The organism is Bradyrhizobium sp. P5_C11_2 (assembly GCF_054049755.1).
In genome coordinates this window covers 1-5,045 of record NZ_JBFULT010000551.1, presented here as the reverse complement: position 1 = coordinate 5,045, position 5,045 = coordinate 1, and the positions used below count along the sequence as shown (strand labels likewise).

Annotated in this window: 5 protein-coding genes; 3 read left to right on the top strand and 2 right to left on the bottom strand. The window is 64.4% G+C overall.

The features are described from left to right. Positions 1–352: cupin domain-containing protein (locus tag ACXJL8_RS33705; RefSeq protein ID WP_456686348.1), on the top strand; the 352-nt coding region annotated here is incomplete at its 5' end. 9 nt (positions 353–361) lie between these two features. Here ACXJL8_RS33705 and ACXJL8_RS33700 read toward each other — a convergent pair. Continuing rightward, on the bottom strand, positions 362–1,573 hold the full coding sequence (locus ACXJL8_RS33700) for a hypothetical protein (protein WP_456618589.1): 1,212 nt from the start codon (positions 1,571–1,573) through the stop codon (positions 362–364). Positions 1,574–1,587: 14 nt separating this feature from the next. Beyond that, positions 1,588–2,943: an APC family permease gene (locus ACXJL8_RS33695; RefSeq protein WP_456618590.1), complete on the bottom strand. Its 1,356-nt coding sequence runs from the start codon at positions 2,941–2,943 to the stop codon at positions 1,588–1,590. A 316-nt stretch (positions 2,944–3,259) separates the two neighbouring features. Between ACXJL8_RS33695 and ACXJL8_RS33690 the strand changes: the two genes are divergently transcribed. Further along, positions 3,260–4,591, top strand: coding sequence for an alpha/beta hydrolase (locus ACXJL8_RS33690; protein ID WP_456618591.1), 1,332 nt, complete (start codon positions 3,260–3,262; stop codon positions 4,589–4,591). Between the two features lie 171 nt (positions 4,592–4,762). Beyond that, positions 4,763–5,045 (top strand): hypothetical protein (locus tag ACXJL8_RS33685; RefSeq protein ID WP_456686347.1); only part of this gene is annotated, 283 nt, incomplete at its 3' end.

The following is a 5,045-nucleotide window of genomic DNA, read 5'->3' as shown; positions in this document are numbered from 1 at the left end:
CCCCAACGCCGAGCCCGCGCCGCGCTACACGCTGTTCCGCCGTGAAGGCGGCAATGTGCCGCTGTTCCAGGACACGTTTGGCGTAGTCCCGCTGGTCACCGGGCGCACCCGCAAGATGATGGAGCCGTTCCTGCTGAGCCCGCCGCACAAATCGGCGACGCGCGCCTCGCATGCCGGCGAGGAGCTGCTGTTCGTCATCAACGGCAAGATCGCGATCAAGCTCGACGGCGAGGAGCTGACGCTCGGCAAGGGCGATTGCCTGTATTTTTCAGGTGAGACCCCGCACGAAGTCAGAAGCCTCGGCCGGCAGAAGGCTGAGGTTCTTGTCGTCGTGGCCCAGAGCCCGACCTGACGGCCGGTCCTAGCGGAACCAGAAAAAACGTCCGGACGACGGCGGGATAGATTCGGGCGGACGCGACCGCTTCGGACGCGGCTTCGGCGGCGGCTCGGCGGACGACGTTGTCTCCGCCGCCGGTGTCGTCTCGCTGCCCGGCACCCTCACCGACAGCAGCAGGTTAGATTCATGCATGCGCCAGCGATAGCCGACGCCGAAGTCGATCGGCTGGGCGCGCGCGAACAATTCGGCGTAGCGCTCCTGGTAGCGGCCCGGGAATTCGTTGATCGGGCCGAGATAGCGGCCGAACGGGAAGAACCGCCATTGCCGCGCATTGTAGTTCGCGAGCGGAATGCCGGAATCGTCCTGGATGATGGTCGCGCTGTTGGCGAGCAGCCAGTCGCGAGCAACCGTGAAATTTCCGGAGTGCAGCAGATAGGACGCGCTCTTGAGCAGGCTGTTACCGGGCCCGAGCGTCTCGCAGAACTTGAGGAAGCCCGCGGCGCGCGCGCCCGGGTTGGAGAGATCGGTCGAGAAATAATACAGCGTGCGCGCCTCGCCGTCGCTGCCGGCAAAGATGATGCGGACACCGTGCGTGGCGTTCGGCCCCGGATTGTCGTTGCCGGTATGCACCCCGCCCTTGTTGTCGAGCGCGACCGTCTCGACGTTGCGGATGGTCTTGCCGGACCGCGCGAGGAAGACATAGAGGATCGGCAAGGTGCCGTTGACCTGGTTGGCATGCAGGTCGACCTTCATCTGCTTGGTGATGAAGAAGGAGAAGCTCAGGATCGAGCCGAGCGAGCGCTCGACATTGTAGAGCGCGGCGCCGACCGAACCGCGCGGCAGCCGCGTCAAATCGGGCACCGCACCGACCGGCTCCAGCGCGCCGAGCACATAGGTGCTGGCCTTGGAATAGAAGGCATTGGCGTAGAGGAAATCCGGGCCGCTGAACATGTAGAACATGGTCGGCCTGGGCGCGGCCAGGTTGACCTCGGCCCAGTTGCGGATCTTCGAGAGCTGCCGCTGCTCGAGCTGGGCAAAGGCGCCGTCGAAGAATTTTGCGTGGCGCTGCCATCCCGGGTCCTTCGTCAACGGCACGAGCGGCGAGTCCGCCGAAGGCTGCATGCCCGCAAGGAAGCGCGCAGTGTCGTCGAAGGTGACGTCGGCGGCGTGCGCGGACGCGACGGCCGCAACCAGCAGGGCAAGAGCGATAGCCGCAATTCTCAGGGGTCGAAACATGTCTATTCGCGATGTTATGACGTGCCAGCGGCGACCGGCCGCCTGCGGAAAACAGCATAAATCAACAGGCCCGAGACCATGACGAGCATCCCCGAGAGCGACTGCACCGGCCGCTCGGTCAAGAGGTAGTACATCATGAACGCGGTCACGAGCAGGAAAACCAGAGGCGTGAACGGGTATCCCCAGGCGCGATACGGGCGCGGCAGATCGGGATCGGTGATGCGCAGCTTGATGACGCCGGCGACCGTGAAGAACGAGCAGAACAGCAGTGCGAACTGGATGAAGTCGAGCACCGCCTCGAAGCTGCGCGTGAACAGCAGCAGGTTCGCGACCGCGAGCTGGAACAGGATGGCATAGGCAGGCGCGCCCCTTACCGACCTCCGCGAGAAAACGCGCAGGGCCGGAATGTCCTCGCCCATCGTCATCATCACGCGCGGCCCGATCCACATCATCGCACTGATCGAGGAAATCAGGCCAACGCAGATCATCGCGCCGACGATCCGGCCGCCGAGGCTGCCGAAGATGGCGCTGCCGGCAACGCTGGCGACGTCGATCTGCCCGGCGAGCGCACTGATCGGCGTGGAGTAGAGGAACACCGCATTGAGCGCGACGTACAAGACGAGCACGATCAGCGTGCCCGTGAGCAGCGCGCGCGGCAGGCTCTGCTGCGGGGTGCTCATCTCCCCGATGATGTAGGTCGCGGCATTCCAGCCCGAGAACGAGTACATCACGAAGACCAGCCCGATCGCGAAGGGCGCGCTGACGATATGGACGAGATCGCCGGCCTGCGGCGCAAAGGAGATTGGCTGCGGCACGCCGACGACGAAGCCGGCGACCAGGAAGGCGACGATCAGCACGACCTTCAAGATGGTCGAGATCAACTGGAACGTGGAGGAGTGCCTGACGCCGGTCAGTTGCACGAGCGAGACCAGCCACACGACGCCAATGGCAAGCGGGATCGGCGGCAGATCGGGGACGACCGACTTGGCGTATTCGCCGAAGGCCATGGCGGCGAGCGCGACCGGCGCCGCAAAGCCGACCGTCGCCGAGACCCAGCCGGCGAGAAAGCCGAAGGCAGGATGATAGGCGCGGCCGAGGAAATTGTACTCGCCGCTCGAGCGCGGAAACATCGCCCCGAGCTCGCTGTAGGAGAACACGCCGCACAGCGCCACGATGCCGCCGATCGTCCACAGCGAGAGGATCGAGAAGCCGGAGGGGATGTCCTTGACCTGGAAGCCGAGGCTGGTGAAGACGCCGACCCCGATCATGTCGGCCACGACGATGGCGGTCGCGACCAGAACCGAGACGCCGGACCCGCCACCGGTCAGCCGGGCAATCCATGGCACGGTTCCCGCGTCTGATGCCGTCATCGGGGTCCCTAACCTCAGGCGTCACGCCTTGTGCGAAGCATCGTGCAGATTGGTCCAGTCAATTCAAGCAGGGTTAACAAGGGCTAAATGAGGCAGCCGATATCGGTATCATGCAACCGATTATGCACGCTCCTGGGCAATAAACCTAGGCAAACACCGGAGAATCCCGTTTCCCGCCCCCACAATCACGACACGATTGCGTGGTCCTTTTGAGCGTTCCGGATGTGGGGAAGTTTCTCCGGACACTTAACGTCGCCTAAACGCCAGTCGGCTCAATTTGCTTAAACATCGCCGCTGGACTCGGGGTCATGGGTGGATGGTCGGGGCCGTTCCGAACTTGAGAGCTGACATTCGTGCCGATCGGACGACGTCCGGCGCGCGCGGCCGTGCGCTCCGGATCGGCCTGATCTCAGCCTTGGTGCCGCTGTCGCTGACGCTGGTTCAATGCGGCAAGGCGCCCAATCCGGCCGCACTCGCGGCGAACTCGCAGGCCAACGTCCCGGTCGTCAATCAGGTCGTCGCCAAGACCAATCCGCAAGTCGCAAGCAACGTCACGTTCGAGGATCGCTTCCCGGCCCCGCAGTTCAAGGAGCGCTTCCCGTCGGCGAGCGAGAGCCTCCTGCAACGGCAGATGTCTGACTTTTCGCCGAAGCGTGCCGTACAGCAGCAGCCGGAGCATGCGCCCTACAAGGTGGCCTCGCTCGAGCCGCAGATCCCCTACACGCGTCCGCCGCGCGACGACCTGACGACGCTCGTCAGCATGAAGTCGTCCGCCTTCCCCTATTTTGGCAACAACCCCGCCTCCGAGGCGCCCTTCCTCAACATCGCCAAGGGCGACCGCCGCGGCCACCGCAGTTACTCCGGGCGCGTCTATTGGCAGGACGAGACCTACAGCGACAGCCGCGTTCTGATGCATGTCCCCGAGCATTTCGACGTGCGCAAGCCGGGCGTGATCGTGGTGTTCTTCCACGGCAATGGCGCGACGCTGGAGCGTGACGTGCGTGACCGGCAGCTGGTGCCGCAGCAGATCACCGATTCCGGTGCGAATGCCGTGCTCCTTGCGCCGCAGATGGCCGTCGACGCCGCCGATTCCAGCGCCGGAAAATTCTGGCAGCCCGGCGGTTTCAAGCGCTTCATGGAGGAATCGGCCAACCATCTCGCCCGCGTCACCGGCGATCCCAACAGCGTACGTGCCTTCGCCAACATGCCGATCGTGATCGTCGGCTATAGCGGCGGCTTCCTGCCGACCGCCTGGAGCCTCGAGGTCGGCGGCATCCGCGACCGCGTCCGCGGCGTCGTGCTGCTCGACGCCGTCTATGGCGAAATGGACAAGTTCGCCTCCTGGATCGCGAGCCACCGCTCCGGCTTCTTCGTCAGCTCCTACACCCACTACACCGCGCGGCGCGACCGCGAGCTGATGAGCATGCTGCGGCAGAAGGGCATCAGCGTCTCCGAGGACATGGACGGGCCGCTGCGTCCCGGCAGCGTGGTGTTCGTCGAAACCGGCGACGGCATCACCCATCGCGACTACGTGACCCGCGCCTGGACGAAAGATCCTCTCAAGGACGTGCTGGTGAAGATGTCGGCGACGCCGGCGCTGGCGCTGACGCGCGTGGCCGCCACCGCCTCCTCAACATCGAACCGCTAGGCCTGATATTGCGCCAGCCGGCATTTGGCGGCACTTGCCTGCAATTCTCCCACGCATTGATCAAAATGTAATGTTGATGGCCGAAGCTCCCGTGGGACACCGGATTGTTTCCGCCAGCCGTGGACATAATTTGCCGACCGGATTGCAATCGGAATTTCGCGGGGACGGGTCGTGCGTCAGGGATTGTACAAGGTCGACTTCCATACCGTGCATGGAACGGGCTGCGGCGTCGTCTATGTGACCGATGGCAAGATGCGGGGCGGCAATTCCGCCTTCGCCTTCGTCGGCAGCTATACCGGCGAAGGCGACGGCATCAAGGTCAAGATCTCCACCGAGCGCTACAACGACGACCCGTCCTTCAGGCCGTTGTTCGGCAACGACAGGATCACGCTGACGCTCAGCGGCCGGGAAGACGGCGACATGGCGGAATTCGAAGGCACCGCGCTACAGGCGC